Genomic DNA, 26,716 nt, shown 5'->3' with positions numbered 1-26,716 from the left:
GTCCAGACTCAAGACGGTCGGATGCAAGCGCGATAGGCGACAACGCCCGCTGCTTGGGGCGGCGGGCGTTGTGGATTGATCGGCTGCTGGACGATCAGACGCTGGCGCCCGAGACGAAATCCGTGCCCGTGATATTGAGCGTCAGAACGCCGGCATCGGTATGACCTTGGCCGTCGGAAATCTTGTAATACTGGATGGTTTCCGTGACGTGATCGCCGGGAGCGATATCTGCCGCCAGATCATAAGTGAATGAGCCATCGGCCTTGACATGGAAGGTGCCGTAGGTCCCGGCGACGTCGGTCGTTGCGCTCGGGTTGCCGTTCACGTTCGTGCCGGCGAACTGACGGAGGAAGAGATGTCCATTATCGCCGGGGATGTCGTTGTCGAGCGCATTGCCGGCAATGGGGCTGCCTTCATTGAAGCTGTAGTGGTCGTCGACGGCGATCGGCTTGACCTGGGTTACGCCCTGAATATTCAGGGTGAACAGGCCGACATCGGTATGACCGCTGCCGTCGGAGATCTTGTACGAGACCTTTTCCTGGAGCAATTCACCATTGGTGAAGTTCACCTTGGCAGCATCGCTCAGAACATAGGTGTAGCTGCCGTCCGGCTTGACGAAAAAGGTGCCGTAGTCGCCTTGGATTTCAGTAATCTGGCTGTTGCCTTGCTTGGCGCCGACGCTCTGCTGATCGAATGCGCGAAGGAATAGGTGACCGTTGTCAGATGAATCGTTGCTCAGCAGATTTCCCGAGATGACGTCGGTTTCCAGAAATGTGGCAGTATCGTCGGTTGCGTGAATAGCCATTGTTGTCTCTCCTTGAATTGATCTTCGCTGGCCAATTTTAACCTTAGCGACGGGTGCGATTAAGGATATATTAAGACAGAGAGTCAAGGCTGAGATTAACGTAAGATGAACATTAGAGTGCCGCGTGTGCAATAATGGCACACATACAATCGTGGTAATTGGAGGGGGCGCCGAAAGATTGTCACTTTAATAATAAGTGAATACGCAGCGTGTCATACGATTGAGCATATTTCTTCATAATGTAAGAAGTTTTATTCGGAAGCAATCAATAGGAATACAGGGAAGTCACTTCCACTCAGATGAAATTGTCAAATAATCACATTGGGCTAGCAATGTCTTTTGGTCAATTTGGCGTGTTATCTCGATAGCCTATCTCATATCCTATTAGGTTCGTCATTGTCATTTCCATTGTCGGATACGCCGAGGGACAAACTTCACAGTTGTAACGACATGGTCACGACAATCCGCCGGTTACGAAAAATGGACTGCCATCGAACCGGCATTCTAGTAAAAATACATTGTTGTTGTGCGTTGCAACTTTAACGCCATGAAAAATACCCGAGGACGAAGAAAGTACGCCCGGCGATCAAGAATATCGACAGATAGAAAGAATTTTAGTGTTTCATTTTAGCTGACGGAGAGAGAGGCGCGCTTAGAAGATTTCCATTAGCTGGGGGAGATCAAAGCATGACCGTCTACTACGTGAATTCAGCGACAGGGTCCGACCACAATAACGGAACTACGGAGAGCTCGGCTTTCGCGACCTTGTCAGCGGTCGAATCCTTGAGGCTGAACCCCGGCGACAGTGTGCTGCTCGCCGCCGGCAGCGTGTTTAATGAACAATTCGACTTGAAATACTCCGGAAGCGTCACGGCTCCGATCACCATTGGCAGCTACGGTCTCGGTGACGCGCCGGTCATTCACAGCAGCAATGACGGCATCCATGGTTCCAAGGCTTCGAATATCGTTATCGAGAATATCAAGATCGCCGATACTGGAGCGAACGCGATATATGCAGGGAATGTCTCCAACTGGGTCGTGCGCAATGTCGAGGTGACGAATACCGGCCTCGCCGGAAAGCCCGGATCTGTCAGCTTCCAAAGCAGCCAGAACATTACCATCGAAAACAGCAGGCTGACCGGTGTCCATTCCGACGGGATCTGGATGGACAAGGTCAACGGCGTCACCCTGATCAACAACACCGTCACCAACAGCCAGGGCAGCGCGGCGGACGCCATTCAGCTCAACGACAGCCGCAACATTCTCGTCAAGGACAATCATCTGGAGCAAACGCAAACCAATAGCGCCAAGGGCGTCCTCGTGCTGATCCGCGCTCAGGATGCGCTGGTCGAGGGCAACACGCTCGTCGGCGGCGGTTTCGGGTTGAGCGCACAGGCGGGCACCAATATCGCCATCCACGACAACAACATTTCGGGATATGGCGGCTACAGCTGGTCCTACGGCATCGGCCTGGGCGATCAGGGCGACGCGAAGAACTACGACATTAGCGGAAATTATATTCATGACGGGGTGTATGGGGTTCTGGTCAGCGCCGCCGGCAATCCGCTTTATGTTCGCGAGAATATCGATGTTCATGACAATGTCTTTGACGACCTATCGTCTTCGGCGCTTAAGGTCGACCGGCCTGCATCGGGTTCTTTCTATGACAATATTATCGACAGCGATGTATCGACCCTGACGATGCCGGCGATAATCGCTGCGCAAAACACGTTCTTTGTCGGCGACAACAAGACCTTCGAGCAAGCGCAGGCCGAACTCGACAGCGCCGCCGGCAGCACGAGTGGCGATACGTCACCGAGCCACGAGCAGACGCCTGCCGTACCGGTCATCGAACATCCCGCGGAAGTCCCGGCGCAGCCGCAGATAGCCTCCCCGGCGCCTACGACCGAAACCCCGGTCGCGACCGTGCCCACAGTCGCGGCGCCGAAAATTGTCGCTGTCCGTGACAACTTGAAGATTTCGGCCGATACCGGCAGCGCATATCATGGAAACCTTCTCGACAATGACAGTGCTGCCAACGGACATGTGCTGCTCCGCCGCTTTGGCGACAGCGCCGTGGATAAGTACGGGCTGACGGTCACCGGGAAATATGGGGTCATCCATATCGAGAGTGATGGCGATTACACCTACACCGTGGACGCGGCGAAACTCGCCGGCCTCAGCGGGAACGTCAGCGAATCCTTCCAATACAAAATTTCCGACGGCGCTTCGCACATCGACACGGACTCGCTGGGTATCTACATCAATGTCGATGCATTTCACTCCAGCCACGCCTCGCACCTGTTGGTGTGAGGCAAGCCAATGCTGAGACAGCGTCAGTCGGAGGGCTTTTCAGGCTGACGTTGCCTGACTTCCAATGTTGATGAATGCTGCAGGCTGTGGAAAGTGGAGATGGCGGATGACAAATATGTCCGCCCGGTCATAATCAGAACAAACTATAGACTGAATTTATAGTTAATGCCCCAGTAAATCTCGCGTCTGTGCGCGTGTCATGTTCATCGCTTTGAGCCGTTATTGGGCGGTTCGTGGTTTTCACTTGCTTAGGCCGGTATAGTTAGCGTAGCGTTAAGCTAGAGCCCCTGAAATCGCTCGCTATAAATAGGAATTTTCGGTCATTTTTCAGTGGGATTCATGTAATAGGCTTTGGTCTTGTCAGCGGGGTTCGGCACCGGATCTCGATGTTCCCAAGCAGCTGTGTCATTGTTCGGGCTTGATAGACCCGTAGCTGCGATGTACGCAGGCTTATTTACCTGTATGCGATGCGGTAGGAGAGGATTTAATTCGTGTTTCAGAGTTCAGCGACTGATGCCAGTGAGCCGTCCAAAGCCTTGCGAAAGTGCAAGGGGGGGCTCATCTTCATTGGCATAGCAAGCGCGCTTATCAATATTCTCTATCTTACCAGCTCGTTTTTCATGCTTGAGGTGTATGACCGAGTCATCCCCAGCAAAAGCATACCGACGCTGGCTGCGTTGGCGATTCTTGCGCTCGCTCTTTACGCCTTTCAGGGCGCCTTTGAAGTTCTCCGCAGCAGAATGCTGGTGCGCGTTGCCGGTGCTCTCGACGAGATGGTGAATGGACGCGTATTCCGGGCGCTCATCAAGGCGCCGCTGAAGGTCAAAATCGGCGGCGACGGGCTTCAGCCGTTGCGCGACTTCGACCAGATAAGAACCTTCCTGTCCGGCATGGGGCCGACGGCGATGTTCGATCTGCCCTGGCTTCCCTTCTATATCGTAATCTGCTTCCTGTTTCATCCGGCGATCGGCTATATCGCGATCGGTGGATCGCTGGTTCTCGCCATCCTGACGTTCCTGACCAACCAGGGGACGCGGACGCTATCAAAACAGCAATCCGAAGCCGCCAATATGCGCAATGCCTTTGCGCAGACCTCGATCCGCAACTCCGAGGTCATTCACGCAATGGGCATGGCAGGCACCATGGCTGAAATCTGGGACCGCAAGAACGGCGAATACCGGCTCATCACTCGGCAGGCCTCGGATGTTGGGAACGGATATGCCACCCTGTCGAAGATATTCCGTATTGCCCTGCAGTCGGGAACGCTGGCGACCGGCGCGATCCTGGTCATCCAAGGACAGGCCTCCTCAGGCATTATCATCGCGGGCTCGATCCTGACGTCTCGCGCTCTGGCGCCTGTGGAAGCAGCAATCGGAAATTGGCGCGGTTTCGTTTCCGCTCAGCAAAGCTGGGCACGGCTTGCGAACCTGTTGAAGACCATTCCGGAAATTCCCGCTCCGCTCGCGCTGGCGCCGCCTTCCAAGCAGGTTACGGTCGAGGGGCTGGCAAGCGGGCCGCCGGCGGGTCAACGCCTGGTCATTTCCGATGTCAGCTTCGGGCTGAGAGCGGGTAGCGCCCTCGGGGTCATCGGTTACAGCGCCTCGGGCAAGTCGTCCTTGGCGCGGGCGATGATGGGCATCTGGCCGACCGCCCGGGGATCCATTCGCCTCGATGGCGCGGCACTCGACCAGTGGGATGGCGACGCGCTTGGCCGGCATATCGGCTATCTCCCGCAGGACGTGGAATTGTTCTCAGGAACCGTCGCCCAGAATATCTGCCGTTTCGCCAAGGACATGTCGCCCGAGGCGGTGGTTGCCGCGGCGCGGGCTGCGCGTGTTCATGATCTCATTCTTCGCCTGCCGAACGGTTACGAAACCGAAATCGGGGAAGGGGGGGCCGCGCTTTCGGCCGGCCAGAGACAGCGTATCGCGCTTGCAAGAGCGCTCTACGGCGAGCCCTTCCTCGTCGTGCTCGACGAGCCGAATTCCAATCTCGACGAAGAGGGCGAGCGGGCGCTGAGTGCCGCGATCATGAGCGTGCGTGCACGCGGCGGCATCGTCGTCGTCATCGCGCATCGGTCCGGGGTTCTGGCGGTCTGCGACTTCGTGCTGATGATGCAGGACGGACGGATGATCGCATTCGGTCCGAAGGAGGAAGTTCTGGCACGGGTCAGCCGGCCGGACGCGGCGCCGCGTACGCCCATTGCCGAGCGCGTGGCTCAGCTCAAAGTCGTTGTCGACGGCATAAATGCGGCTGAATAGGCCGGAGGTAAGATTGTGAGTAAGGTCATCAGTGAATCGAAACGCTCCCTCAATCGCCATGTCGCCCTTGTCGGTGCCTTGGCGATAGCTCTCGTTTGCGGCATCGGCGGTTGGGCGGCAACCACGGAGCTTTCGAGCGCTGTCATCGGCGAAGGCGTTGTCGTCGTCAACGGCGATGTCAAGAAGATCCAGCACCTGACCGGTGGTATCGTGTCGAAACTGCTGGTCTCCGAAAATGACCATGTGACGGCTGGACAAGTCCTGATACGGCTTGATGGCACGACGACAAAGGCACAGCTCTCGATTGTCGAGAGTACGCTCGCTCAGCTTTATGCGCGCCGTGCCCGCCTGAAGGCCGAACGGATCGACGCCGAGACATTCGATGTCCAGGAAAACATCAGCGACCTGACGTCCAGCACCGCGGCGCGGGATCTGCTCGACGGCGAGACGAAGCTGTTCGACAGCCGCAGATCGGCGCTGATCGGGATGAAAAGCCAGCTGGCGTCGCGCAAGGATCAGCTGGCCGAGCAGATCAAGGGGTTGGTCGTTCAGATCGACGCGACCCATGATTCCCTAGGCCTGATCGAACAGGAACTCGAGGGTGTCGATACGCTCTACAAGAAGGGGCTGGTGACGTTGCAGCGTTTGAATTCGCTCAAGCGCGCCCGCGCCGACCTTCAGGGCAACAGCGGCCAGGAAATCGCTGCAAAGGCGGAGGCCGAAGGCAAGGCGATCGAGATCGATCGCCAGTCGATCCAGCTGGACGAGGATCGCCGTTCGGAGATCGCCAAGGAACTGACCGACGTTGAGGCGAAGATCGCCGAGAATGAAGAGCGCCGCGGAACTGCGCTCGATCAACTCCGCCGTCTCGACATTACCGCGCCGCTCAGCGGGCGCGTGCACGAGCTTTCCATTCACACGGTCAATGGCGTCGTCAATCCGGGTGAGACTTTGATGCTCGTCGTTCCGGAAAATGAAGATCTGACAGTTGAGGCGAGAGTCGCCACGCGCGATATCGACCAGCTTCACGTCAGCCAGTCCGTCGATGTGCGTTTCAGCGCTTTCGATCAGCGCACGACGCCCGATGTGCGCGGCGAGATCACTTCGATTGCGCCTGATATCGTCAAGGATGAGCGGACGGGCATCAGCTACTATCCCGTTCGCGTCAAGCCGGAGGCTGAAAGCATCGCCAAGCTGAAGTCGATAAAGCTCTATCCCGGCATGCCGGCTGAAGTCTTTATCAAGATCGCCGACAGGACGGTTATCTCCTATCTCACGAAGCCGCTGACCGATCAGATGCAGCACGTCTTCCGTGAGGAGTGATGGCGCGGCTGTGCCGCGTCACCATCGGCATGAGACGGCATCTTCATGAAATTGTCTCAAGCCTGCTGCAGCTTGGGTTAAGAAGGGCAGGCATGCCCTTCGAGGCCGAGTCCTGACGCGTGACCTATCGGTTCCGTCGAGATATGATTTCTCCATGATAAGTTTGCGGCTTCGGCGAGCAGCGCCGATTGAGAGACGATCGGCCTATGGATGGCTTCTGCTTTTGGCGTGTTTGGTGATGCTGTCGCTCCCTCAAAGCGGTCATGCCGGGAATGCGCCGCCGTTGAAAATAGTAGCGTTCGGAACATCTTTGACGGCCCGAGGTGGGTGGCAGCCTGCTCTTGAGACAGGGCTTGCCGCCTGCCTGCAGCGGCCGGTGAAAATCGAAAGCGTTGCAAAAAGTGGCGAGACGTCGCTATGGGCTCTTACCCAGCTTGATCGTGTCGTTGCCGAGCAGCCAGATATCGTTCTGGTCGAGTTTTACGCCAACGATGCAGCATTGCAGCGGTTCGTGTCGCTTGCGCAAAGCCGGAAGGATATCGGCGACATCCTCGACCAGCTTCGGCAGCGTCTGCCACAGGCGCGGATCATCGTCATGGCGATGAATCCGTTTTCGGGACTGCGTGGCCTGATCCGCCCCTTTGTCGGCAGCTACATCTCGGGCCATCAGGCGGAGGCACAGAAACGCGGTCTGGAGTTTGTCGATCACCGACCGAACTGGCAGCGCCTGACGCCGGCGGCTCTGGCCGCGGCCATTCCGGATGGCGCCCATCCTTTGCCTGAGATTGCCGCCAAGATCATCGTGCCGGAACTTGTCAAACATATTGCCGGCGGCATTTGCAAAGAATGACAGATCTCTGCTTTGCCGATGGCGTCCGCGGGACGCTTCAGCCTGCCGCGAGATAACCTTTCAGATAATTGACCAGCGACGCCCGGCCGACCTCGGAGGCGTCTTCATGGGATGGGCTGTCCAGGTCCTGGAGGAGGTAATCCTTGAGTTCGTCATCGGTATTGGCGACATAGATGCCCGGCCGGCCGACGAGCTGGCTGACCGTCGCAAGCTGATGATCGTTTCGGTGCTCGCCGAGGGCTGCCTGGCGCGGCACGAGAATGATCGGTTTCCCGAAACGCTTTGCCGTCAGCACCGTGCCGATCCCCGCATGAGAGACGATGACAGTCGCATCGCGAAAGACTCTGTCGAAGTCCGCCGGTTCGATGTTCTTGATCCATTTCATGTTCTGCGGCGTGTAGGTGCCCTTGCCGATCTGCGCCAGAACCGGCTTGCTCAGGTCCTTTGCGAAGGTGTCGACGGCCTTGACGAGGCGATCAAACGGCAGCTGCGTTCCGACGGTGACAAGGATCAAAGGACAGCTCCTGCATAATGGGGGCCGTCCGGCCGCGACAGATGTTGCCATTGCGTGAGCCAGAGCGAGGCGATACGGCCGGCCAATTTTCCCGATAGGGACAGCTTTTCGACATTGGCGACGCTGTCGATCCAGATCGTCCGCTTGCCCGTCAATTTACCGGCCAGCAGGCAAAAAAGTCCGGGCGCGGCGCCGGTTGAGATGATGACGTCGGGCCTGTGTCTGAGAACGATGGAGAAGGCGCTGAAAAAGCATCGGATCGACATGGTAATCGAGTCGCGGCTGCAATCGGGAAGGACCAGCCCGTCGCGAATGTCATATTTGGCCAGCAGGCCGGGGATGGTCGTTGCAAAAATGATGTCGCAGCCCTCGAACGCGCCGCGCATGGCCATCAGCTGCTCCCAGTGGCCGCCTCCCGACGAGGCAGCGAGAACCTTTATTTTTTTCTCAGCCATAGACAGGCATCTCCTATATTTGACCGACGGCAAGAGCGAAAAACCGTTCTGTTCGAACCAGCAGTTGTGTCACGATAATTCAGTAGAAGTGTATCATTCTCGGCTCGGTTAGTTGAAGCCTTGAAGTTCATCGGCAGCCGTTAGACATGATGATTTTGGTTGGAACATAGTAACGGCCAGAACGTCTCCAAGAGCGCTTCCGCAAATAATATCAGTGGGCGGCATTGGGCTTGTATTCCTGATAGGCATGTCCGAGGATCCCGTTAACCATGCCGGCGCCGCGCAGAACATGGGTAAGCGCCCGCATGCCCCAGTAAGGTGAAATCAGGATCGCCGGTAGCATGACCAATCCGAGCACGACCCTGGTGGCGCCATAGGCTGCGCGGTAGACCCGGCGCTTGAGGTTGCCATGCAGAACCTCGCTGACTGCGAAGGTATTGCCGAGCCGGTATTGTCTTTGCAACACCCATTTCCAGGTCATCCGGTTCGCCGGAACGATGTCATGGACAAGTGCCTTGTCGGCCCAGAAAATCTTCATGCCGCGGCGGATGGCCTGATTGAAGAAAAGATAGTCCGTTCCGCCGGTGAAGCGCATCTTCTCCTCAAAACGAAGATTCCATGCACGGATCAGCGGATAGTCGAACATGACGTTGTTCGAAGCCGCATAACCGATGCGCTGGCCGTCGATGTTCTTCTTGCGCTCGAATACCCTGGCCCTGATGAAATATTCCGGCGGGTTTTCGGGATAGACCGGCTGGACGGGCCCGTAGACGCAATCGGCGCGGTTTTTCTCGCGGGTTTCCAGCATGGCGTCCAGCCAGCCGTCGACCGGCCATTCGTCATCGTCGAGAAAGCAGAACAGGTCGGTGCCGGGAGGCGCCGAATCCAGCGCGCGGTTGCGCGCAAAGGGGATGCCCTGGTTTTGCTCGACGACGTAGATCAGGTCGTAGGCGCCTGTCTGGCCAAAGCTCTCCACCGTTGCCTTTGCGCTGCCGGCCGCATCATTATCCACGATCACCATGGTGAGATGATAGGGGCGGGCCGGGTGCCTGATCTGGCGCGTCATGACGTCAAGCAGCTTGGCGATCCCGTCCAGCCGCCGATAGGTCAGCACGCCGACGGCGATCTTCAACGGCGCAGCGCCTGCCTGATCGGTGCCGACGGATGAATGCGGGAAAGTTTCCTGCTGGTTCATGACTGTCCTCTCCGCAGCATATTTCCCAAACGCTTGCGTGCGGCCATCAGGGCCACCTCGGTTGCGGCAGCATCGCCGAACGGACCACCGGTCACCGTGTTGCGCGCTTCGCTCCTGAGCTTCAGCAGCGATGTCGTCTCGGCAATGCCGCCGGCCACCAGGCTCTTGCCGAGCGCCTGCAGCCCATCATATCGGCGCGCCAATTCCAGTCCTGTCGCGATCATGATCCGCGGGCGCAGTGTCTTGGCCCTGCTTGTGCCGGTGTAGCGGTTCGACGCATGAATGCGCTGAAAGGTCAGCGGTGTTTCGACAATGGCGCCACGGCCAAGAAAGGCGGCGGCGAACTTGATGTAGTTGTCGCTGAGAACGACATCCGTTGCGACCGACATCGGCAATATCTGAGACAGCAGGCTGCGGCGGAAGCTCAGGCCGGAAGTGGGAACCGGGAGCGATGGAAAGCCGCCTTTACGCAGCGTGTCACGCTTGTCGAACAACGTCACCTGCAATTCTGCGGCAGGCTGGTCGCTTTCATCGGTCGTGATGCGGTCAAAACACCAGTCGATCTCGTTACGATCGTAGATCTCGGCAATCCGCGCGAGTTTGCCGTGCAGAAACGCGTCGTCGGCATCGAGGAGAAAGAGGATGTCGCCGCTTGCGGCCGCAAAACCCGCATTGAAGCTCGAGGCCTGGCCGCCGTTTTCCTTCAATACCGGTCGAATCCGCTCGCCATAGGAGGCAAGGATCTCCCTGGAATCATCGGTCGAGCCATCGTCGACGACGATCACTTCGAAGTCGGGATAGGCCTGCGACAGAACGCTGTCGATGCATGGGCGCAGGAACTGTCCATAATTGAAATTGTTGATCAGCACCGAGAGTTTCAAATTGCCGTCTCCTGGATCAATCGATCACCGCGCCAGCGTCTGAGGCGCGTATCGGCGAATTCCGGCACGATATCCACGCATGTAGTAATATTTCCAGATAGCCCAGAAGCGCTTCTTGGACTGCGGCAGGAGATAAAGCGTGGCAGCCCGGAATGCCCATTGCGCGCTTTCGATCCAGGTCGGAAGCGGAACTCCGCTTAACCTCACTCCTCCTGGCACCTCGTCGGGAAAGAGCGCCGGCATGCCATAGCCTAGACGCTCGCCTCGTTTCTGCACCCAATCCTCGGTGACGCTTGATGCAGGAATCCAGTGATGAACCACGGCTTCGGCGCATCGATAGGATTTGGCGCCGTTTGCTGCCAGACGGATGATGATCTCCGCATCTTCCCCCATGGCAAATATCTTGCCCGGAAGAGGACCGATATCTTCCCGGTAGCGCACGCTGGCTCCCAGCAGTTCCCGGCGAATGATGGTATTGGGGCCCCAGACTTTTGTCGGGTCACACGGCCCGCTTTGCGTTTCATCGACGATCGCAAAGGTGGATCCCATCGGAATCCACTCGATGAAGCGGTCCTTTGGCTCCTTTTCCCAATCGGGGACGATTCTGCCTCCGAAGACGCCGTAAGCTGGATGGGCGATGGCGCAGTCGACGATGGCTTTCAGCCAGTTCGCTTCGGCGCGTATATCGTCATCGGTAAAGACGACGAGATCGCCCTTCACCCGATCCAGAGCCATATTCAGCGCCCCGGACTTTCCCGGCTTGCGCTGCTGCAGGATCGTGATGGGGAGCTTGTCGCTATATGACGTCAAAAGATCGAACGTGTCGTCATTGCTGTTATTGTCGACAGCAACCAGTTCCCATCGATCATGGGGAAGCTCCTGGCGCACCAAGGAATCCAAAGTATGGCGCAGCCGGCGGCTGGCGCCATTATAGGATGAAAAGAGTACGCTGACGAAAAGATCCGACATCAGTGACCAACCCTATTGGTGGAGTCGAAAGAGAAAAGCCTCATATTTTGACTGCCTGTGCGATATTTGAACGGGATCGGCGCCTTATGCGGGGTTCGACCGCGTCTTGCCGAAAAACTCGCGCCTGTGACCTTGGCCGAGTATCCTCAGCTTGCGAAGGTTGCGCAACCACCGCCGCGGTTTGGTAAGCACGCCGCGGTTCAGGAAATATTGCCGCAGCAGGCTTGGCGCCTGACTGTGCGATCCGCCATGGGCAACCCGATAGACCGCCCCGCGAAAGGGAAGTTTCGTCAGCGGCGCTCCACGTTGGGACAGGATGTTCGCGATGCGGACGTGGCTGCCCAGCATCGACTTGATCCAGTCGAGCGAAGCATCCTCGAATCGACCGGGGAGTTCGTAGAGATCGGCACGAATGATCAACGAGGTGCCGCAGAGATGGCTGAAATCATCGTGGCCGAACAGGAAATTGCCGCCATCGTCCCAGATATAGCCGTGGTCGATCGTCCACCCATTCGCGTCGCGATTTTCGGATGCGTGCTGCACGATCCGCGAACTGACGAAGTCATCGTCGTCGACAATCATGAAGAAGCGGCTATCGGCGGCGGTCAACATGCCGCTCAGGACGCGCCGACCCTTGTCTGCCCGGAAGGCGTCGAGGAAGTCTTCCTTGCTGCCCTTTCCGAGTTCATGCAGGTCGTTCGGCGGAAAAGTGACGCGCACGGCGGAAAATTTTTCCGGCAGATCAGGCAGGTCGGCGCCTTCGTTCGCCACGATGATGCCGCGCCAATCTCCATTGGTCTGGTTGGAAATCGAGGCCACGGTCTGGCTGAGATTCGCCTTCAGCTTGCTCCAGTCGCGGGCATTGTCCTGATGTCGGACCGGTATGATGAAGGTAACGAGTGGCATCGAATAACCCCTTAAGCCCGCAAGCTCACAGCTTCCTTGTTATCGACACGCCCTTTGGCTGCCTGGTGACGCGCCCACTCGATCCCGTCGTCGAGCGAGGTTGCCTTGTATGAAAGTTCCGTCCCGCCGGAGAACGCATTCATGAAGCGGCGGATCTTTCCATAGCTGTTGTCCAGCACGGCATGCGGACGGCCGAGCAGCAGCGAGCAGATATGGACGTGCAGGCGGTCGGTCACGATGGCGCGGGCACGTGAAATCTGGCTGATGCCACGTTCGAAGCGGTTATGCGCAGCCGCGTCCAGCCTGCGCAATGCGACTTCGCTGGGCTTCAATGCCAGATAGGCCGAAGCTACGCCAAGCTTTTTGGCGATATTCACCTTCCGTTTCGACTCGGTGATCCAGTCTTCCACAGGAATGTCGGAAGGGAGGTTGCGATCGGTGCCGCCAACCCGTTCCGCATCCTCCCGCAGCATGGCGAGGACGGGAATTTGCGTCGCCCTTTCCGGAAGCGCGCCGATGGCGAAAGCCATATCGGGGCACAGCCGCACCGTGCAGTCGAAATGTTTCTCGGAAAATTCCTTCGATTCTTCGTCGCGCACGAGCAGCACGAAATTTTTGTGGCGCCCGATTGCCCGTTTGGACTGTTCGATGCGCTCAGGCGAGCTGTAGTGGATCGACTGTGGGAACTGGACGATCTGCCGATCGGGGAAGCGCTCCATGATCATCTCGCGGAAATCCTGATGAGCAACCCAGATATCGCCGAAATTGCCGCCGCCGTGAATGAAGATCGGGCCCGTGGGAACGCGCCGTTTCAGTTCCTCCACGGAGAAGTCGTAGAGCCTGGAAACATAGTCCGGGCGCTTGCCGAAGCGATTCTTGAGATAGGCCATCTCACCCAGCCAGATTGCCGAGTCGCCACAATTGCGGATGTCGGGGAAGTCGAGAATGGCGAGCGGCTCGTCGCGCGAGACATAGTCCTTCAGGCAATCATGGATTATGCCGTTGAGTTTTGAGATCAGCTCAGATCTGGATAGGCTGGTCATTCTGCCTCACTTTTTAAGGTTCGTTTTAGCTTTAAGCCGACTTGGGAACGGCAATACGCTTGGCTTTTGACAGGAACTTGACGGCGATACGCTGAACTTCGGTTTCCGGGCCATTTGGCTTCTTCATTGCGAGCCAAAGGACAAAGCTGGAACCGATATAGAGAATACCGCCGGTGACGACGAGGATGGCGAGGTGCAAGGCCAGCGCCAGCTTGTCGGTGGGGGTGTTCAGGACATGCGACAATCCCCAGACGCCGGCGGCCATCAGGGCGACGCTCGCAAGCGCGCGGAAATTTGCCGCGAGCTGCTGGAAGAACGGCAGATTGATCAGGCGCTTGACGAGAAGCATGTTGACCACGGTGGAAATCAGGCCCGTCAGCACGCGCGCATAAACCACGCCGGGAAGCCCGGCCATCATCAGGCCGGCGATAATGATGGGAATGCGAACCACCAGCATCTGCGTGTCGCGGATGAACAGCATCTTGGTATGGCCCTTGGCCATGCCGAGCGGCTGGACGAGCGAGCCGAGCGTCTGCAGGGCGAAGACCGATGCAAGCGCCTGGACGATGAAGATCGCAGGCGCCCATTTCTCTCCCAAGGCAAGCCGCATCATCGGATCCGCCACGACAGCCATGCCGATTCCCGCCGGCAGCGCCACTGCCGCCAGCAGCGCCTGCGCGCGCTGATAGGCGGCAACCAGCCGGACCGGATCGTTGCGGACCTTGGAAAAGCCCGGATAAATCGTCTGGTTCAACGGCGCCGTCGCCTCGCGCGTCGGCAGCGTCGAAAGAGTGTTGCCGACGGTGTAGTGACCAAGCTGTGTGGCGCCGAGCATCTTGCCGATCAGCAGATACTCGATCCGCCAGTTCAGCGTATTGACGATCTGTCCGGCCGTCAGCCACACCGAGAAGGAAAACAATTCCCGGGCATGGCGGAATGTTATGCGCGGCCAGAACGGCAAGACGGTGTAAGACACGATGATATTGGTTACCTGATAGGCAAGCGTGCCGATCACGAGCGCCCAATAGCTCTGGTAAATCGCGGCAATTGCCACCGTCACGATGAAGCCGACCAGCTTTTGCGAGACGTTCAGGACGAATTCCTGCCAGAAAATCAGATCGCGCTGGAGCATGACGCGGCGCGGATTGGCGAGACCACTCAGCAGCAGGCTGAAACTCAGGGCAAGCATCACGCTCGTCAAACGAGGTTCATTGTAAAACTCGGCGATCGGATAGGACGCGGCGGCAAACAGAATCGCCAAGATGGCGCTTCTCGTCACGCTCAATGTCCAGACCGCGCTGAAGTGAGTTTCGCTCGGAGATTCATGTCGGATGAGGGCCTGATTGAGCGAAAGCTCGGTGACCGAACTCAAGATGACCTGGATCGTCGTTGCAATGGCGACGAGACCAAAATCAGCCGGTACCAGATACCAGGCCAGAACAAAGGTGCTGAGCGCCGAAAGCCCGTTGACGATGGCGCGGGACAGACTCAGCCACATGCTGCCCTGAATCAGTCGGTCGGTCACACTGCTCATGGGCGAACCGCTCCCGAGCTGGAGGACATCGACCACTTGAGCGGGCCGCATGCCAATCCAAGGTGCTTCTGGCCCTCGCGGGCGCAGAGGGTATCGATGGAGTTGGAAAGCATCATGCCTTATTGCCTCGTCACGAAACCGGTTTGCGACCTTAAAGGACGCTTGCCGTTTTCTTGGAAAAATCTTGCTTCAGCCGGTTCAGTTCGACCAGCATTCTCTCGTGTGCTCTTACGATAGAATCATCTGTGCTGAGCTGGCCGGGCTTCTGCGCCACCCGCTGCAATGTCTTGACCGTCGATCCGAAGACATAATTTCCGGTCAGCTGCCGGATGCGGCGATGACGGAACGTGATGTTCTTCAACAGGGTGGTATTTTTCCGCACCAGCGAGGCGCCGACCTCGACGAGGTTCGACGGGCCGATCGGATCGAAATCGATCTCCAGATCGAGCGCACTCGCCCAATCATACCACTTGGCGCGATTGCCCGGCGCGATCGGCCGGATTGCCCGCCACGGAACGCGTAGCGCATCCGATATGATGCAGCCATGCATCGCCTCGGAGACGACCTTATGCGACGCGCTGATTTCGGTCAGAACCTTTTCCACCGACCAGCGCGGATCGATATAGTGGATGCCGGCGAGATCGCAGACCTTATCCCAACTGCCGTACATGGCGCTTTCATAATGCGGCATGAAGGAGACGGGATAACGCTTCTCGATGCTTTTGGCATCCCAACAGCTGCGCGTCAGAATGCCCGAATCGCCGATCGCGTAGCTCGGATCGATGCCGAGGACCTCGGCGGTCTTCTTTCCGCGGACGAAATAGAATGTCCAGTTGCCGTCGACTTTCGGCGGGTTGGTGTAACCGCCGTAACCTGAACCGAAGACGATCTTCTGCATGTTCGGATCGAAATTGTCGTAGAGGATCGAACCGATGCCGAGAAAGAGCTGGCCTTCATCATCGTCGAAGAAGCCGGGCAGCAGACGCTCCCAGAGCCAATGGTTGAGTTCGTCGCCAAAATTCTCGTGTTTCCCGCGGTAGGCAAACATCTTCATCGTGCTTCTCCAGTCGGCAAGTGCGTGACGATCTGCGAGACCGTTTCGTCTTCGCGTGCCATGCGTCCGTAACGCGAAATGATCTTGATGTCGCTGCGGATGATCTTTGCCGGATTGCCCGCCACGAGCGAGCGCGGCGGAACGCTCCTGGTCACCACCGAGCCGGAGCCGATGACGCATTCGTCGCCGATTTCAACGCCGGGCAGAATGATGCTGCGGGCGCCGATGAAGCAGCGTTTGCCGATTCGCGTGTGAAGGTAGAGCCCGCGCGTCAGATCATGCGTCAGGATCGCCGCCTCAAAGGCGACATAGGTTTCCGCGCCGATATGAAGGCCTTTCGGATTGGTCTTGTCGAACCGGACGCTTAGGGAAAAGCTCGCCGTCGGGTCGATGTCCATTCCCCAGAATTTTGTATAGTAAAGCCATTTGGCCTTCACGATTCCGTTCCGCAGCGGCCGAAATACGTTCAGTCCCCACTTCGGCTTCTTTCCTGTCTGCACCATCAAGTCCGACCCCGGCTGGAAAATTCGTCTAGCACGGAACTGTAATAGTCCTCGAGCATCCCCGTCTGACGACGTAAGTCGAAACGCTCGGCCACCAGAAGCGGTGCCCGCGCGCTGAAGGTTGTCCACAGGGCCTGGTCGTTGAGCAGCCTTCCGACTGCTTCGGCCATTCCCGCGACATCCCGCTCCTCCACGAGATAACCAGTTTTCCCCTCTTCGATCGCTTCGCCCACGCCTCCCGAACGGAATGCGACGACCGGAGTACCGACGGCTTCGGCCTCCAGATTGGCGAGGCCGAATGCTTCGGCGTGACCATTGTCGAGGGTCACGCTGCCATGAAGATAAAGTTCCGCACTGGCGAGCAGATCCCTTATCTCAGTCTGCGACAGATTTTCATGGATCGTGACGCTTGGCAAGGAACGACGCGCCAGCGCCTCGATTTCCTCTTTCAGCGGTCCCTGACCCACCATGACGAATTCGACCGGCGTGCCGGTCGCCGCCACGCGCGACAGCGCGTCGATCATGAAGCGGTGGCCCTTATAGTCGACGAAACGGGCAATGGAAACCACCAGGCCCTTTTTTCGAGGGCGCGGCTCCATTTTGAAGAGATCGAGATCGATGCCGATATGGTGGCGATAGACGCGGTCGGCGCGAAATCCGAGCGCCAGCAGCCGGTCGCGGATGAAATCGGAAACGGCGATGTTCCAGCTGTTCCAGCCGGCCATCTCCCGGCGGCCCTTGGCGAAGAAGCGCACCTGATTGAAGCCGCCAGGCTTTTTCGGATCGCCGCCATAGGTGGCGTCGAAGCCGTGGAATGTGGTGACCAGCGGCTTGCCGGCGGCGCGTGCCAAGGGCCCGATGACATAACCGTTCTTGCCGAAATGGGCGTGAACAAGATCGGCACCGCCGATCGCCGGAAAGAGAAAGGGAAGGCCGATCTGGGGGATTTTCAGAAGCAGTTCACCGGCCCGCGCCACGGGAGACCGACGGATGTCATGAACCGGAACCGTGGATTTTCTGGTATGGGCGGAAGAAATTCGCGAACCGGCAAGAATTTCAGCTTCGAAGGAACGAAATGCCACCGCCTGGTTGAGAACAAATGCCTGGCTGGCAGGCAAAAACTTTTCCACGTAAATAACGGCTTTTCTCATGAATCTGTCGACGTCTCCGTTGTCTTGCGCATCACATCGCCTCTATTGCTCGCCGGATGCCATCAACCGCACTTCGCGGCGCATTGTTTTCGTCGTAAAGATTAACGCGCTTCGTACACGCCGCGTCGGGACCGGTGGCCTTCTCGTCGGGCTCGCCGTATTTTTCCGACATGCCCCATACCGTCACGCCTTTCAAGTCGCCACGTTCGGCAGCCACGGTGATCACGTCACTGAAAATGTCGGCGTATGACGCCGGCGTGAAGCTTTTGTCGCGGCCCAGGAAGTGACAGGAGGCGTCGAGTTCGGTGATGAAAACACCGACACCCATGTCCTTCAGCGCCGCGCAGAAACGGCCCATGCCTTCCGGGTCGATGCGGTCGAGGCCGGGGCGGAAGTGCGCCTGCAGCCCCACCGCGTTGATCGGCGTTTTGCGGGCGACGAGATCCTCGACGATTTTCAGGATGCGCGCGCGCTTCTGTTCGAAAACATCCGATTTTTTCTCCAGATGCGTTTCGTTGAGCACCAGCGTCGCGCCGGGATTGGCCTGATGTGCCATATCGAAGCTCATGCGGATGTAGTCGTCGCCTAGAAGGCGTCGGAAAACACAATCCCGCAGATCCGGCGCATCATATTCCAACGGCTCGTTCACCACATCCCAAGCGTCAATCGAGTTCTTATAGCGAGTGACAACCTGTTTTATATGACGGTTCATCGCCGCCTGAATCGTCTTGGCGTCGGTGATCGCAGACACCCATTCCGGGACGCGATACCAGATCAGCGTATGGCCATAAACCCTCATGTTGTTTTTGCGTGCAAATGCAACCATAAGGTCGGCGCTCTTGAAGCTGAAAACACCCGGTCTCTTTTCCGTCGCATTCCATTTCAGCTCGTTTCGCGGCGTTATCGAATTGACGTTGCCGATGTAGATCCCGGAAGCGATAGGATCATCGATGTTCTGCAGGTCGATTGCCGATCCGAATCGCAACGACTTGCTATCGGCAAGGGCGCGCAACCCTTTCGCCGGCGGCACCTGTGCCAGGACGGGGCCTGCACTGGCATACAACAGAGCAAGCGGAATCGAGGCGAGGAAACGTCGTCTATTCATTTTATCTCTCGCTGTTGGCTTTTTTCATGTCCGCGGCGGAATTTAATGGGCCGGGTTGGCCGCCAAACGATCCATCGCGGGGTTTGCGTTCAATTCAGTAGAGTAACACAACCTCAAATATACTTTGTATCAGCGGATATTGTCGGCATCTGCTAGACTTTCCAGCTTGCTCCAAGATATAAGCCGTTCTGGAGGACGCTCGTGATGGAAGATTGGTTTAGCTATCTGTTGAGCTGTTTTCATATGGCATTTCAAAATGCCGTTTTTTTTATGGCGACTGTCCGAAACGATTTGTCTCTTCTCGACGGCCGGCAGTTCGCAGCCCTTTTTTTCGGCATCGTCGGCGTCATTCTCATCCTGTTCGCAGCGCTCGTCAGAAAGTCGCGGCGGTTGCGGCGATCAGAGCTCGCCATTGCCGCGCTGAACGAAGACCTTGCGAAAGTCACGCAGGACCTCAATGTCGAGCGTGTCTGGCGCCTGGCGGGCGGTGACAACACCGAACAGCGGCGTTAGACGTCGCATAATCTTTTGTGTCCAAATCACAGGCACGCTCGAGCGCCTAATTTTCACGCAATTCCGCCGCGCACTTTTGTTGCAATTGCTCTACTGCGGATATCGCGTATTTTCTGCCGGTGCCGGTGCCGGTGCCGGTGCCGGTGCCGGTGCCGGTGCCGGTGCCATGCCGGCCTCGGCTGTCGGGTCCGGTGATGGAAGCCATGTTCTGTCGGAAAAATAGCGTGTGGTTCTTTTCTGTGGTCCCGAACTCGCATCCAGCGACAGCGTGAAGTTATAGCGCCCGGGATTGAGCACCTCATGGGCGAAGTTGATACTGGCTCCGAAGCCGTCTTCCTTGACGTCCCTCAGATCCTTGATTGCGTTCAGCGTCTCGTGGAAATCGAGCCATTGCGGTTGCCGCAACATGGTTTCGAAAATTCGCAGAATGCCGGGATCGAGCTGGCCGTGTTGATCCGTCTCGGGATTGATGATTTTCACCCGCATATTGTTGATCGCGCCGGTGGCGTCGCCGCGAACGATGACGAAGATGGAGGTCGGAAGCTGATCCTTTTCCCGCTTGCCGCCATGTTCGAAAAAGCATTCGAACGTACCGGCGTCAAAGCTCGCCGCCGCCCAATCGCTGGTTTCGATGCCGGCATCGCGCAGCGCCGCACACATTGCAGGCCCGGATATTCGCCATGTGCGCAGAAAAGTCGACGCAGTCTGTGCCACCGGCGGTTCGATGATATGCAAGGGCAGCTTGAAGGTGGCTGGCGGTGTCGGTCGGGGAAGGGCTTTGGGGGGAGGCGGCCTGACGTCAGGGGGGAAGAGATCGAAGCCAAAATAATGGCCGACCGTCTTCAAGTGTTTCATATGGTTGGAAAGAAGTACCGTCCCCATGACCAGCGAGAGGGAGATCGTCAGCAGCAACCAGAAGACCACGGGAATCTTCGGTTTTCCCAATGGCTGTTTCGCATTTGCGGACGATGAATTATCGGGCAAGCTTGTCTTCTCCGGTGCGAGAAGGATTTCGATCGGGCTGTCTAAATCCAGCAGTATACATTTATCCGTTAAATATCTTTGGCTTCGTGTCGGCAATTGGGCGCCTTGTGCCCCACCGGATGGGCGCGGCAGCTTTCGGCAAGGGCGCAGCACGATTCCATCGGGAACCGTTCATGCAGGTGTGGAATATCGCTGCGGCAGACCGCGGGTGATGTCATTATTCGTTCGGCGAACAGTCGCGGCTGGGTTTCGTAATTTGAGATATTGCTCTGTTTTTTATTGTGATGTCGATGAATTATTCGGTATGTTCCAGGCAGTTACTGATAGAGCGTCCTATTATTATTGATCATGTTTCAGCGTTTCTGTACTTTCGCGCCGGGGTTTTGTTTTTAATTATAAAACTTCAGATTATATATTTTGTTATCCCCATGATCTGGTGGGTTTGATCAAATTTTCGACGTATTCTGCGATAGGGTTTGCCGCGCAATCGCCGGGGGGAGGGACATGTCCGTCGAGTTAGACGCAACCACCTATGTTCACGCCAAGCCGACAACCGCGCACTCCTACATCTTGCCCGCCGTGCTCGACGTGCTGGAGAACCATTTCGGCGGTTCTGCGAAAAACGACGTCTTTGATTTGGGATGTGGTACCGGCGGGGCAGCCGCTGCCCTTGCGGAGAGGGGTTATTATGTCGTTGGCGTTGACCCCTCCAGCGATGGTATTGCCAAGGCCAATATCAATTATCCCGAGCTGCCCTTGCATGTCGGCTCGGCCTATGACGATCTTTCCCGGGAATACGGCACGTTCAATGCCGTTATCAGCCTGGAGGTGGTCGAGCATGTCTACGATCCGAGGGCCTTCACCTCGACGCTATACGATCTCGTCAAGCCGGGTGGCGTCGCCGTGATGTCCACCCCCTATCACGGTTATCTGAAGAACCTTGCGCTCGCGGCGATGGGGAAAATGGACGATCATTTCATGGCGCTGAAGGATCATGGGCATATCAAGTTCTGGTCGACAAGTACCCTGAGCACGCTGTTGCTGGATGCCGGCTTCGACAAGGTCCGCTTTGAATATGTCGGAAGAATTCCCATTTTTGCCAAGTCGATGATCGCCGTTGCTCAAAAGCCTCTTTAGAGACGTTGTCGGGGCATCGGCCAATTCGAACAGCATTGCCCTGCGCAATTGCGCGCGAGTGTGATGCGCCGCCATGCCTAGGGTATCCGCTGCAATAATCCATAGGTTGTTTTTGCTATGCGCAACGCGGAAAAAAAACCTTACGAAATATTTACTTTTAGTTGCATTCTTGCTTAAACTCTCCATTATACGGCTGGGCATGCTGATAAAGTGGGAGACTTATTCACATGAAGGCTAAATCCCCGAATTCGATCGACGTCTATGTTGGCAACCGCGTCAGGGTCCGGAGAAAGACGCTCGGGATGACCCAGCACGGTCTGGCCGAACTTCTGGGCATTACCTTCCAGCAGATCCAGAAATACGAAAAAGGAACCAACCGAATAGGCGCCAGCCGTCTTCAGCGCATATCCGAGATTCTTCGTGTGCCCATCGGCTTCTTTTTCGAGAACGGCGGTTCCGGACCGATCGAAGGCGAGACGAGCGAATTGAACAAGTTTTTGTCCTCGAAGGAGGGGCTGGCGCTCAACAAGGCGTTCATCGCCATCGAGGATCCGAATATCAGGCAAAAACTGGTGGCATTGGCCAAAAGCCTGGCAGTTGCGGGGCTGTCTGATATCGACGGCGAGTTGCAGGATCCGGTTATCAACGGCTGAGGACGAAGCGTGTTCCACCTGCAGAGATTCGGCGATCTGCGGTTGATCGAGGCGAATGGCGGCCCGGCCAGCTTTCCGAGCAAGAGGCTGTTGATAATGGCCCGTATCTCTGCCCGAACTGTGAATTCAGCGTCGACGGCTGAGGCATCATTCTGACGCGCCGGGTCCACTATTCCGACAGGATCGTACCGCCGGCGGAGACTCTTATCCGGGTCGAACCTTTCTTGGCCAGGTTCGGCATTACCAGGGTTGCGCGACATACCGGATTGGACGACATCGGAATCCCCGTCTGGTGCGCCTATGCCCCGAATTCACGGTCGATCGTGATTGCTCAGGGAAAGGGCCTGACCGATCTGGACGCAAAGGTATCCACCGTCATGGAGGCGCTCGAACGAGCCGTTGCCGGCGAACCCTTCATCAAGCGCGTCCACGGTTCCTCCGCCCGCCTGCAGGCAATGGGCTGCCAGGTCGACAGATTGAGCTGCCTGACCGCCGTCCATAAACCCGATCTCGGGCCGGATGACGAGACCGAATGGGTTGCCGGCGTCAATATCCTCAGCGGCGAAGAGATCCATATTCCCTTCGAAGCGGTGGTGCTCGACCGGACGCGTGACGCGCGATACTGGATGTCGTCGGATGGCCTGGCTTCGGGAAACAGTGCCGAGGAGGCAGTCTTGCATGGCGTGCTGGAGCGTATCGAGCGCGACGCTCATGTGCTGTGGCAGGTGGGCGGAGAAGCCGATCGCTATGCCGGCTGCGTCGATCCTCGCGGCTTTGAGGACCACGCCCTCAACGGGCTGATCGACAAAATCGAAGCATCGGGATTGGCACTCAGGCTGTTCGATATCACCAGTGACATCGCAATCCCCTGTTTCACCGCCATGCTGGGGCCTGGAGAGCTGATTGCGGGCTCCAGGCATCCTGGTTCTTACCGGGACATTCGCCTCGTCGAGGTGACCGGCGGCAGCGGAGCGCATCCGTCCCCCGTGCGCGCGGCCATTCGGGCGGTGACGGAAGCCGTGCAATCCCGGCTGACCTATATCAGCGGCGCCAGGGACGATATTTCTCCTGCAACCTTCTCGAGATCCCTCCCGCCGCTGATGCGGCGGGCCTTTGACGCGGTTGCCGCACCGCCTGCCGCGCTGCGCGATGACGGCGCGGCAGGATTTCGGCCACAGGATCTGACGCAACTCCTGCAGCATGTGCTTGACGTTCTGCGCAACAGAGGGGTCGCTTCGGTCATCCGGGTTGACCTTAGCGACGACACCCTTCCCTTCAGCGTCGTCAAGGTGGTTATTCCCGAGCTCGAAAATCCGGAGGGGGAGCGCGCCCGGCGATTTGGAACGAGGGCTCTGGCCAAGGCGATGGGATTTTGAAGATTATTTTCGCAGGTCCCAGTCTTCCCGAGGCGGCATCGCTTGCCGGCGAGGCGATACACGTCCTGCCTCCTGCCATGCAGGGCGATGTCCTGGCTCAGGTGGAGCAGGGCGCCAACGTCGTCGGCCTGATCGACGGGGGCTTCGAATATGCCGCACCGGTCTGGCACAAGGAAATTCTCCATGCCCTCTCGCTTGGCGTGGCCGTTTTCGGGGCCGCAAGCATGGGCGCCTTGCGGGCTGCGGAATGTCATCCGTTCGGGATGATCGGGCTCGGCCGCATTTTTGAGGACTATCGCACCGGCCGGCTGGTCGACGATGCCGCCGTCGCACTCATGCACGCGCCGAGCGCGCTGGGCAGCAAGCCGCTGACGATACCGCTCGTCAATGTCAGCGCCACGCTCGATGCGATGGAGGATCGGGGGCTGCTGGCAGGTGGGTTGCGTCAGGAGCTCGAAGATGCAGCAAACGCGATCTTTTTCAAAAGGCGGACGTGGCGGGCGATCGTTGAGCAATGCGCCGGGATTGCCGAGCCGGCCCGTCTGCAGCTGCAGGCGGCACTTCTTTCGAATTCCGTCGATCAAAAACGCCTTGATGCCTTGGAATTGCTGAAAGCCGTACAGGACGCCCGCGATATCCGTTCGAACGTCGATTTGCCCTGGAAACTGCACGCAACCGCGTTCCATACGCGCTCTGCATTGTAAATTGAAGACGGCAGTTTTCACCAAGGGTTGTGTCACGCTTTTTTCACGGGCTCGACGACCTCATCGCGCGTATCATGCCTTCAATTCGTTGGAGAAATGGTCATGGGCGTGACATCGATTGCCAAGGTAGATGCAGACCAGAGGGCGGAAGACGGTCTGAACGAACTCATCGCGCTGGCGCGGATGATCGCCTACGCGCGACAGGTCGCTCAGGATGTCAAATTGCAGTTCGCGACGAATTGCCTGGATCTGGCGCTCGAGGCCGTGAAGCAAGAGGTTGGGGACGGTTTGACCAGTGAACTGGCCGAATTGGGCTCGCCGGTTCCGCAAGTGAGCGCGAGCCGTCACTAAAACATCTAGCCCGGAAGCGGGCGGCGGTTCCGGGACCGCGACATGCATAAAAACAAAGAACCAATGCGCGTCGTATGAGTTTCATGCGATGCGCATTAGATTAGAGCAATGCCAGAGAAAGCATGAAGCGGTTTTCCCAGGCAAAGCGCGAAGCGCTTTTGCCGTGAGTTGTGTAAAAACAAAAGACTAGAGCGGTTCTATGCTTCCGTGAAAAGTTGGACCACTCTGATGCATGCCGCCCGGAAGTGTGCAGCGTTCCGGGCGACATGCAAAAAACAAGGGACTCGGCGCTCGGCGCAATGCATGGGCTGTTACGACGTGGCACTCGCGGGACCATTCGATCCCATCGCGGGGAGATAACGGGGTGAAAACCGATATCCGAGCCTTCGCAAATCCATCTCAATTGCGGCTTGGAGACGCCCGGCTCGTTGCGGGCGGCGGATGGTCGGCGCATTATTCAGGGTCTGCCGGAAACGATCCGCTGATGGTTTCAAACGAAGGGTAATGGATATCGCTGACGTTGCTTCCAGAAGGGGAAGCGGCGTTCACATGGCTTCTGCGCGATCGGCCGATCGACGGCCCATCCCAATCTCAGTGGGTCAAATTGCGCTTCTGGGCCAGCAGTAAGATATAATCGTCGGCAATGTCTGCGATGGCCATTGCGACTTCCGCCGGATCGCACCCCTCGACCTTCGTATTTGCAATGAATTGATAAACCGCCTTCTCGATCTGCTTCCGGCAGATCATCACGCGTTCATCGTAACCAAATTCCGGAATATGCGACGCTATATCACCCATCAGGTCGGCTCCTTCACTACTTACAGTGACCATGACACAAATTATAAGTTGAGCAAGCAAATGCTTTATGAAGGGTTAATTCCCTGTCGATGTGCGACCATTTCGACACAGGTGTGACATGCCATAAGACGTCTTTGGCGTGTTGAACGGGATGGGCTCGAAGAGGGCCTGTCCTTCGTATTGAAAGGATCGCGAACGTGGCTGACGCCGCGGCCTGGCGCGGGTATCCTTGTCGGATATACCGGAACCCATGCCTCGGGGGGGTGAAATGGACGGACTGGTGCTGCCGACGGACCTGAGCTGTATTTTCTGTCTAACCATCTGATTCAGCAATACGTTGCCCTATCGTGCATCTCCGCTGCCGTCACCGGACGGTCCTTAGTGACACCGGCAACGCTTCGGCGCGCGGGCATCTTTGTGACAGCCGAGCGATCTACTTCTCCCGAGCCGGGCAAGGTATCGGCGGCTGAAGCCCGAGGTGGGAAGCGGCTTCAGCTGACTTTTTGCCCTTCTGAAAACACTGGAAACCGAGGTTGGTGAATTAAAGACAGAATAACCTGTAACCGATAGTCCGAGTGATCAAGAAAATTTTTATCAAAAGGTAAAATCGTAACTTTCAGACAGGGGTTGTATTTAAGTATCAGTTAACAGCTGACTTAAACTCTAATCAAAAAGGGTATTATTATTTCCGGGGTCCGCGGTTTTATTATCGTTTAAAATGCTCCGGTATCGATCGTATGACATCGCCGTTTGATAAAATTACATTGAGGTATACGTGGGCTGAAGTTGAAATATAGCTTTTGATCCCGCTCGGGCGGGCGGCGGACGTTCTGTCTTCAGCCGAAAAATGTGAGCTTGTCTCATCATGCGGATTTCTGCCCGGCGATAGCATGGTCGAAGCAATATTTTTAACGTTGAAGCAACAGCAATCGTATTTTCGGCCAGCCTTCGGGAAGAAAAGCAGAGGACCCGTCGGGGTGGATGACGGGTCCTCCGGTAGGAAATGCTTGCACAGTGCGTCGGTATTATTGCAATTGAATTCGATTCTGTCCAAGATTATTATTGGGTTGTTATACTTTATTTAAAATATTACCTTAGCGCTGGTTGTGCAGCGTAGTGTCCCTCAAGGGCCTCCGAGTGAAGCTCACTCCGACGAGCATTTTCAAGCACCATCATTTTTAGGACTGGGCGGCGACCGTGTCTTTGCTGCGCGCGGTAAGCCACGAACACCGGATCTTCAACCCTGTATCAGCTTGATGATGACGACAGTGCTGTGGACCGCATTTCGGGCGGCCTCAGCCGGCGAGAATGCCGATCAAGCAACTGAGCATACCGTTC

At 57.2% G+C, this 26,716-nt stretch carries 25 protein-coding genes; 10 read left to right on the top strand and 15 right to left on the bottom strand.

What is annotated here, in order from left to right; all coding sequences use genetic code 11:
* Nucleotides 1-94 precede the first annotated feature (94 nt).
* The gene (locus tag AMK05_RS17000; protein ID WP_064840351.1) at nucleotides 95-805 is read right to left on the bottom strand and encodes an Ig-like domain-containing protein; all 711 of its coding nucleotides are present in this window, start codon (nucleotides 803-805) and stop codon (nucleotides 95-97) included.
* A 687-nt stretch (nucleotides 806-1,492) separates the two neighbouring features.
* Between AMK05_RS17000 and AMK05_RS16995 the strand changes: the two genes are divergently transcribed.
* From AMK05_RS16995 to AMK05_RS16980, 4 genes are all read left to right on the top strand, one after another.
* Nucleotides 1,493-3,118 carry a right-handed parallel beta-helix repeat-containing protein gene (locus AMK05_RS16995; protein WP_064840350.1) on the top strand — a complete coding sequence of 542 codons (1,626 nt, stop codon included), beginning with the start codon at nucleotides 1,493-1,495 and terminating at the stop codon, nucleotides 3,116-3,118.
* Between the two features lie 491 nt (nucleotides 3,119-3,609).
* On the top strand, nucleotides 3,610-5,379 hold the full coding sequence (locus AMK05_RS16990) for a type I secretion system permease/ATPase (RefSeq protein WP_064840349.1): 1,770 nt from the start codon (nucleotides 3,610-3,612) through the stop codon (nucleotides 5,377-5,379).
* Nucleotides 5,380-5,394: 15 nt separating this feature from the next.
* Complete coding sequence (locus tag AMK05_RS16985; protein ID WP_064840348.1) at nucleotides 5,395-6,702, top strand: HlyD family type I secretion periplasmic adaptor subunit; 1,308 nt, start codon at nucleotides 5,395-5,397, stop codon at nucleotides 6,700-6,702.
* 154 nt (nucleotides 6,703-6,856) lie between these two features.
* Complete coding sequence (locus AMK05_RS16980) at nucleotides 6,857-7,552, top strand: SGNH/GDSL hydrolase family protein (RefSeq protein ID WP_064840347.1); 696 nt, start codon at nucleotides 6,857-6,859, stop codon at nucleotides 7,550-7,552.
* Nucleotides 7,553-7,589: 37 nt separating this feature from the next.
* Here the strand turns inward: AMK05_RS16980 and AMK05_RS16975 are convergent, their stop codons facing one another.
* The 12 genes from AMK05_RS16975 to AMK05_RS16920 form a co-directional block, all read right to left on the bottom strand.
* Nucleotides 7,590-8,066, bottom strand: a complete 477-nt coding sequence (locus AMK05_RS16975) for a glycosyltransferase (RefSeq protein WP_064840346.1) — start codon at nucleotides 8,064-8,066, stop codon at nucleotides 7,590-7,592.
* Entirely contained in the window at nucleotides 8,063-8,521 is a 459-nt protein-coding gene (locus AMK05_RS16970; RefSeq protein ID WP_064840345.1) for a glucuronosyltransferase, read from the bottom strand. The genes AMK05_RS16975 and AMK05_RS16970 overlap by 4 nt, the downstream gene beginning before the upstream one ends.
* Nucleotides 8,522-8,732: 211 nt before the next feature.
* A complete protein-coding gene (locus tag AMK05_RS16965) occupies nucleotides 8,733-9,716 on the bottom strand; it encodes a glycosyltransferase family 2 protein (RefSeq protein WP_064840344.1) in 984 nt (327 codons plus the stop codon).
* Nucleotides 9,713-10,597, bottom strand: a complete 885-nt coding sequence (locus tag AMK05_RS16960) for a glycosyltransferase family 2 protein (protein WP_064840343.1) — start codon at nucleotides 10,595-10,597, stop codon at nucleotides 9,713-9,715. Before AMK05_RS16960 ends, AMK05_RS16965 begins: the two co-directional genes overlap by 4 nt.
* A 24-nt stretch (nucleotides 10,598-10,621) precedes the next feature.
* Nucleotides 10,622-11,566: a glycosyltransferase gene (locus AMK05_RS16955; protein ID WP_064840342.1), complete on the bottom strand. Its 945-nt coding sequence runs from the start codon at nucleotides 11,564-11,566 to the stop codon at nucleotides 10,622-10,624.
* Between the two features lie 84 nt (nucleotides 11,567-11,650).
* Nucleotides 11,651-12,472 carry a hypothetical protein gene (locus AMK05_RS16950; RefSeq protein ID WP_064840341.1) on the bottom strand — a complete coding sequence of 274 codons (822 nt, stop codon included), beginning with the start codon at nucleotides 12,470-12,472 and terminating at the stop codon, nucleotides 11,651-11,653.
* An 11-nt stretch (nucleotides 12,473-12,483) separates the two neighbouring features.
* Entirely contained in the window at nucleotides 12,484-13,515 is a 1,032-nt protein-coding gene (locus AMK05_RS16945) for a polysaccharide pyruvyl transferase family protein (RefSeq protein WP_064840340.1), read from the bottom strand.
* Between the two features lie 31 nt (nucleotides 13,516-13,546).
* The gene (locus AMK05_RS16940; protein WP_064840339.1) at nucleotides 13,547-15,049 is read right to left on the bottom strand and encodes a lipopolysaccharide biosynthesis protein; all 1,503 of its coding nucleotides are present in this window, start codon (nucleotides 15,047-15,049) and stop codon (nucleotides 13,547-13,549) included.
* 151 nt (nucleotides 15,050-15,200) lie between these two features.
* Nucleotides 15,201-16,103 (bottom strand): exopolysaccharide glucosyl ketal-pyruvate-transferase, encoded by a 903-nt coding sequence (gene pssM, locus AMK05_RS16935; protein ID WP_064840338.1) that lies wholly within the window; start codon nucleotides 16,101-16,103, stop codon nucleotides 15,201-15,203.
* Complete coding sequence (locus tag AMK05_RS16930; protein WP_064840337.1) at nucleotides 16,100-16,606, bottom strand: acyltransferase; 507 nt, start codon at nucleotides 16,604-16,606, stop codon at nucleotides 16,100-16,102. Before AMK05_RS16930 ends, pssM begins: the two co-directional genes overlap by 4 nt.
* Nucleotides 16,606-17,757 (bottom strand): glycosyltransferase, encoded by a 1,152-nt coding sequence (locus tag AMK05_RS16925; protein WP_064840336.1) that lies wholly within the window; start codon nucleotides 17,755-17,757, stop codon nucleotides 16,606-16,608. Before AMK05_RS16925 ends, AMK05_RS16930 begins: the two co-directional genes overlap by 1 nt.
* A 31-nt stretch (nucleotides 17,758-17,788) precedes the next feature.
* The gene (locus AMK05_RS16920) at nucleotides 17,789-18,862 is read right to left on the bottom strand and encodes an endo-1,4-beta-xylanase (protein ID WP_064840335.1); all 1,074 of its coding nucleotides are present in this window, start codon (nucleotides 18,860-18,862) and stop codon (nucleotides 17,789-17,791) included.
* Between the two features lie 201 nt (nucleotides 18,863-19,063).
* On the opposite strand from AMK05_RS16920, the gene AMK05_RS16915 reads away from it, so the two are divergent.
* Nucleotides 19,064-19,375, top strand: a complete 312-nt coding sequence (locus AMK05_RS16915) for a hypothetical protein (protein ID WP_237352125.1) — start codon at nucleotides 19,064-19,066, stop codon at nucleotides 19,373-19,375.
* Nucleotides 19,376-19,465: 90 nt separating this feature from the next.
* Here the strand turns inward: AMK05_RS16915 and AMK05_RS16910 are convergent, their stop codons facing one another.
* Nucleotides 19,466-20,359 (bottom strand): DUF6030 family protein, encoded by an 894-nt coding sequence (locus tag AMK05_RS16910; protein WP_064840334.1) that lies wholly within the window; start codon nucleotides 20,357-20,359, stop codon nucleotides 19,466-19,468.
* A gap of 504 nt (nucleotides 20,360-20,863) precedes the next feature.
* Here AMK05_RS16910 and AMK05_RS16905 point away from each other — a divergent pair.
* From AMK05_RS16905 to AMK05_RS16885, 5 genes are all read left to right on the top strand, one after another.
* Nucleotides 20,864-21,496: a class I SAM-dependent methyltransferase gene (locus tag AMK05_RS16905; RefSeq protein WP_064840333.1), complete on the top strand. Its 633-nt coding sequence runs from the start codon at nucleotides 20,864-20,866 to the stop codon at nucleotides 21,494-21,496.
* Nucleotides 21,497-21,723: 227 nt separating this feature from the next.
* Nucleotides 21,724-22,149 (top strand): helix-turn-helix domain-containing protein, encoded by a 426-nt coding sequence (locus tag AMK05_RS16900; protein ID WP_064840332.1) that lies wholly within the window; start codon nucleotides 21,724-21,726, stop codon nucleotides 22,147-22,149.
* A gap of 152 nt (nucleotides 22,150-22,301) precedes the next feature.
* Nucleotides 22,302-23,525, top strand: coding sequence for a YcaO-like family protein (locus tag AMK05_RS16895; protein ID WP_190237346.1), 1,224 nt, complete (start codon nucleotides 22,302-22,304; stop codon nucleotides 23,523-23,525).
* Entirely contained in the window at nucleotides 23,522-24,229 is a 708-nt protein-coding gene (locus AMK05_RS16890; protein WP_064840329.1) for a TfuA-like protein, read from the top strand. Before AMK05_RS16895 ends, AMK05_RS16890 begins: the two co-directional genes overlap by 4 nt.
* A 102-nt stretch (nucleotides 24,230-24,331) precedes the next feature.
* The gene (locus AMK05_RS16885; RefSeq protein WP_064840326.1) at nucleotides 24,332-24,580 is read left to right on the top strand and encodes a hypothetical protein; all 249 of its coding nucleotides are present in this window, start codon (nucleotides 24,332-24,334) and stop codon (nucleotides 24,578-24,580) included.
* 591 nt (nucleotides 24,581-25,171) lie between these two features.
* Here AMK05_RS16885 and AMK05_RS16880 read toward each other — a convergent pair.
* Entirely contained in the window at nucleotides 25,172-25,378 is a 207-nt protein-coding gene (locus tag AMK05_RS16880; protein WP_064840324.1) for a hypothetical protein, read from the bottom strand.
* Nucleotides 25,379-26,716: the final 1,338 nt, after the last annotated feature.

The sequence above is a fragment of the Rhizobium sp. N324 genome (assembly GCF_001664485.1).
Taxonomy (GTDB): Bacteria; Pseudomonadota; Alphaproteobacteria; order Rhizobiales; family Rhizobiaceae; genus Rhizobium.
Note: the sequence above shows the minus strand (reverse complement) of the source record. Positions and strands in the feature narration are given on the sequence as shown.

Coding starts and splice junctions, on each gene's coding strand:
- AMK05_RS17000 (WP_064840351.1), bottom strand. CDS start 805: ATGGCTATTCACGCAACCGACGATACTGCCACATTTCTGGAAACCGAC.
- AMK05_RS16995 (WP_064840350.1), top strand. CDS start 1,493: ATGACCGTCTACTACGTGAATTCAGCGACAGGGTCCGACCACAATAAC.
- AMK05_RS16980 (WP_064840347.1), top strand. CDS start 6,857: ATGATAAGTTTGCGGCTTCGGCGAGCAGCGCCGATTGAGAGACGATCG.
- AMK05_RS16970 (WP_064840345.1), bottom strand. CDS start 8,521: ATGGCTGAGAAAAAAATAAAGGTTCTCGCTGCCTCGTCGGGAGGCGGC.
- AMK05_RS16965 (WP_064840344.1), bottom strand. CDS start 9,716: ATGAACCAGCAGGAAACTTTCCCGCATTCATCCGTCGGCACCGATCAG.
- AMK05_RS16955 (WP_064840342.1), bottom strand. CDS start 11,566: ATGTCGGATCTTTTCGTCAGCGTACTCTTTTCATCCTATAATGGCGCC.
- AMK05_RS16950 (WP_064840341.1), bottom strand. CDS start 12,472: ATGCCACTCGTTACCTTCATCATACCGGTCCGACATCAGGACAATGCC.
- AMK05_RS16945 (WP_064840340.1), bottom strand. CDS start 13,515: ATGACCAGCCTATCCAGATCTGAGCTGATCTCAAAACTCAACGGCATA.
- AMK05_RS16940 (WP_064840339.1), bottom strand. CDS start 15,049: ATGAGCAGTGTGACCGACCGACTGATTCAGGGCAGCATGTGGCTGAGT.
- pssM (WP_064840338.1), bottom strand. CDS start 16,103: ATGAAGATGTTTGCCTACCGCGGGAAACACGAGAATTTTGGCGACGAA.
- AMK05_RS16930 (WP_064840337.1), bottom strand. CDS start 16,606: ATGGTGCAGACAGGAAAGAAGCCGAAGTGGGGACTGAACGTATTTCGG.
- AMK05_RS16925 (WP_064840336.1), bottom strand. CDS start 17,757: ATGAGAAAAGCCGTTATTTACGTGGAAAAGTTTTTGCCTGCCAGCCAG.
- AMK05_RS16920 (WP_064840335.1), bottom strand. CDS start 18,862: ATGAATAGACGACGTTTCCTCGCCTCGATTCCGCTTGCTCTGTTGTAT.
- AMK05_RS16905 (WP_064840333.1), top strand. CDS start 20,864: ATGTCCGTCGAGTTAGACGCAACCACCTATGTTCACGCCAAGCCGACA.
- AMK05_RS16900 (WP_064840332.1), top strand. CDS start 21,724: ATGAAGGCTAAATCCCCGAATTCGATCGACGTCTATGTTGGCAACCGC.
- AMK05_RS16885 (WP_064840326.1), top strand. CDS start 24,332: ATGGGCGTGACATCGATTGCCAAGGTAGATGCAGACCAGAGGGCGGAA.
- AMK05_RS16880 (WP_064840324.1), bottom strand. CDS start 25,378: ATGGGTGATATAGCGTCGCATATTCCGGAATTTGGTTACGATGAACGC.